2 protein-coding genes and 1 pseudogene are annotated in these 2,624 nt (G+C 61.8%); all 3 read left to right on the top strand.

Annotated features, from left to right (window positions below; translation table 11 throughout):
- Positions 1–254 (top strand): annotated as a pseudogene (locus tag ADK28_RS10310) (DeoR family transcriptional regulator); the annotation flags it as partial.
- 26 nt (positions 255–280) lie between these two features.
- Positions 281–1,447, top strand: a complete 1,167-nt coding sequence (locus tag ADK28_RS10305; RefSeq protein ID WP_048795609.1) for an SIS domain-containing protein — start codon at positions 281–283, stop codon at positions 1,445–1,447.
- Between the two features lie 9 nt (positions 1,448–1,456).
- Positions 1,457–2,311, top strand: a complete 855-nt coding sequence (locus tag ADK28_RS10300; protein WP_048795608.1) for a tagatose bisphosphate family class II aldolase — start codon at positions 1,457–1,459, stop codon at positions 2,309–2,311.
- Positions 2,312–2,624: the final 313 nt, after the last annotated feature.

The raw sequence follows: 2,624 nt of genomic DNA, 5'->3' as shown, positions 1-2,624 counted from the left end.
GCGTCGACGGCTTCGATCTCGCGAGCGGCATCACCACGCCGGATCCGGGCGAAGCGCAGCTGAACCGGGTGATGTGCGAGGTGGCGCGCGAAGTGATCGCCCTCGCCGACGCCAGCAAATTCGGCCGCACCAGCTTTTGCATGATCCGCGACATCGGCCAGATCCACCGCCTGGTCACCGACAGCCGCATTCCGGAACACTATCTGCAGGCGCTGCACCATTTAGGGATCGACGTGATTATCGCCGACCGTTAACCGAGGCTTTTTAAGGAGCTGTCATCATGAACGCGTATTTCTCTTACGAGGCGAATTGGCTGAAGCAGCGCAACGCCTGGCATACCGCCGCAGAAATTTGGCAACAGCCGGATTTGTGGGCGGCGCTGCACCGCCAACTGCAGGATCAACAGGCGCAGTGGCAACCGTTCCTGGCGCCGTTGCTGGCTAATCCGCGCCTGCAAATCGTCTTGTGCGGCGCCGGCAGCTCGGCATTTGCCGGCCGCGCCCTGGCCCCCTGGCTGCGCGAACGCACCGGCCGCGACGTGGTGGCTTACGGCACCACCGATATCGTCGCCAACCCGCTGCAGTATCTTGACCCTGACCGGCCGACGCTGCTGGTTTCCTTCGCCCGTTCGGGCAACAGCCCGGAAAGCGTGGCGACGGTGGAGCTGGCCGATCAATTGCTGCCGGAAAGCTATCATCTGATGCTGGTGTGCAACCCGGACAGCCGGCTGGCGCAGTACGCGCATCAGCGTGGCAACGTCTGTTCGCTGGTGATGCCGCAAGGCGCCAACGATCAGAGCTTCGCCATGACCTCCAGCTTCAGCTGCATGATGCTGAGCGCCGCGCTGCTGCTCGGCCCGGCTTCGCTCGAGGCCGCCCAGGCGCCGTTGAACGCCATGGTGCAGCGCTGCCGCGCACTGCGCGAAACGCTGCAGCCGCAGGTGAAGGCGCTGGCCGCCAGCGGTTTCCGCCGCTATATTACCCTCGGCGGCAGCTGTTTTACTGGCCTCGCCGAAGAGGCCTCGCTCAAGATGCTGGAGTTGACCGCCGGCCGCATCGTTACGCGCTACGACTCGCCGCTCGGCCTGCGCCATGGCCCGAAATTCATGGTCGACGGCCAGACGTTGGTGGTGCTGATGTTCTCCCACAACGACTATGCCCGCCAGTATGACCGCGATCTGTGGAACGAGCTGCAGCGCGATGGGCAGGCGATGCAACTGGTCGGGTTGACCGGCGAACGCCAACCTCTGTCCGATGCCCTGCTGCATATGCACGATGCGGCTGACGATATCTGGCTGCTATTCCCGTATCTGCTGTTCAGCCAGATGCTGGCCTTCGAGAGTTCGCTGGCGCTGGGGCTGACCCCGGATAACCCCTGCCCGACCGGCGAGGTCAACCGGGTGGTGAAAGGCGTGACGATTTACCGTTTTCCTTCCCCCGAGCTGTAAGGAGATCCCATGTATCTGATAGCCAACCGAGACATGCTGCTCAAGGCGCAGCGCCAGGGTTACGCCGTTCCGGCGTTTAACGTCCACAATCTGGAAACCGTGCAGGTGGTGGCGGAGACCGCCGCCGAGCTGCGCTCGCCGGTGATCATGGCCGGCACGCCCGGCACCTTCAGCTATGCCGGCACCGACTACCTGATCGGCATTTGCCAATCGGCCGCGCACCGCTACGATCTGCCGCTGGCGCTGCATCTGGATCATCACGAAGCGCTGGACGACATCGAGTATAAGGTGAAAAGCGGTATCCGCTCGGTGATGATCGACGGCTCCCATTTGCCGTTCGAGCAGAATATCGCCAAGGTGGCCGCCGCAGTGGCCCTGTGCCACCGCTACGGCGCCAGCGTGGAGGCGGAGCTGGGCCGCCTGGGCGGGCAGGAGGACGATCTGATCGTCGATACGGCGGACAGCTTTTATACCGATCCGGCCGCGGCACGCGAGTTTGTCGCCGCCACCGGCATCGATTCGCTGGCGGTGGCGATCGGTTCCGCCCACGGCCTGTATCACGGCGAACCGAAGCTGGACTTCGAGCGCCTGGCGCTGATCCGCGAACAGGTGGACGTGCCCCTGGTGCTGCACGGCGCCTCCGGCATTCCGGAAGCGATGGTCAAGCGCGCGATCTCGCTCGGCGTTTGCAAGGTCAACGTCGCCACCGAATTGAAAATCGCCTTCGCCGATGCGGTAAAAAGCTACTTTTCGCAGCACCCGGACGCCAACGATCCGCGCAAGTACATCGTCCCCGGCAAGCTGGCGATGAAAGAAGTGGTGGCGGAAAAGATCCGCATCTGCGGCAGCAGCGGCATGCTGTAACCCCGCTCTCGCCCCCGTTGCTGCGGCCGCGCAACGGGGGCGAAAACGGCCGCCATTGCCCGACTTTCCTGAGAGAACGATCACAGCCTGCTATCCCGCCCGCGCCTCAAATCATTAACTGGTCTTCACTATGATCCAAATCATGGTTTTACTCATCCTACCTCCCTATTATCAAATTCATTGAATGCGGGCAGTAGGATTTTTGCCCATTCGTTTTTATTTCGCCAGGCGAAATGGATTATTTGATGAAAACAAGCGCGCTTGTTTTTTAATTGGCAGTGTTTTTACTCTGAAAGGAACAGCATATGAACCA

This window comes from Serratia sp. 506_PEND (genome assembly GCF_001076875.1).
Lineage (GTDB): Bacteria > Pseudomonadota > Gammaproteobacteria > Enterobacterales > Enterobacteriaceae > Serratia > Serratia marcescens.
The sequence above is the reverse complement of the archived record's forward strand: the minus strand, read 5'-3'. Positions and strand labels throughout refer to the sequence as shown.

What these genes read in the sequence shown, in the direction of transcription:
- ADK28_RS10305 (WP_048795609.1), top strand. Translation starts at nt 281, where the DNA reads ATGAACGCGTATTTCTCTTACGAGGCGAATTGGCTGAAGCAGCGCAAC.
- ADK28_RS10300 (WP_048795608.1), top strand. Translation starts at nt 1,457, where the DNA reads ATGTATCTGATAGCCAACCGAGACATGCTGCTCAAGGCGCAGCGCCAG.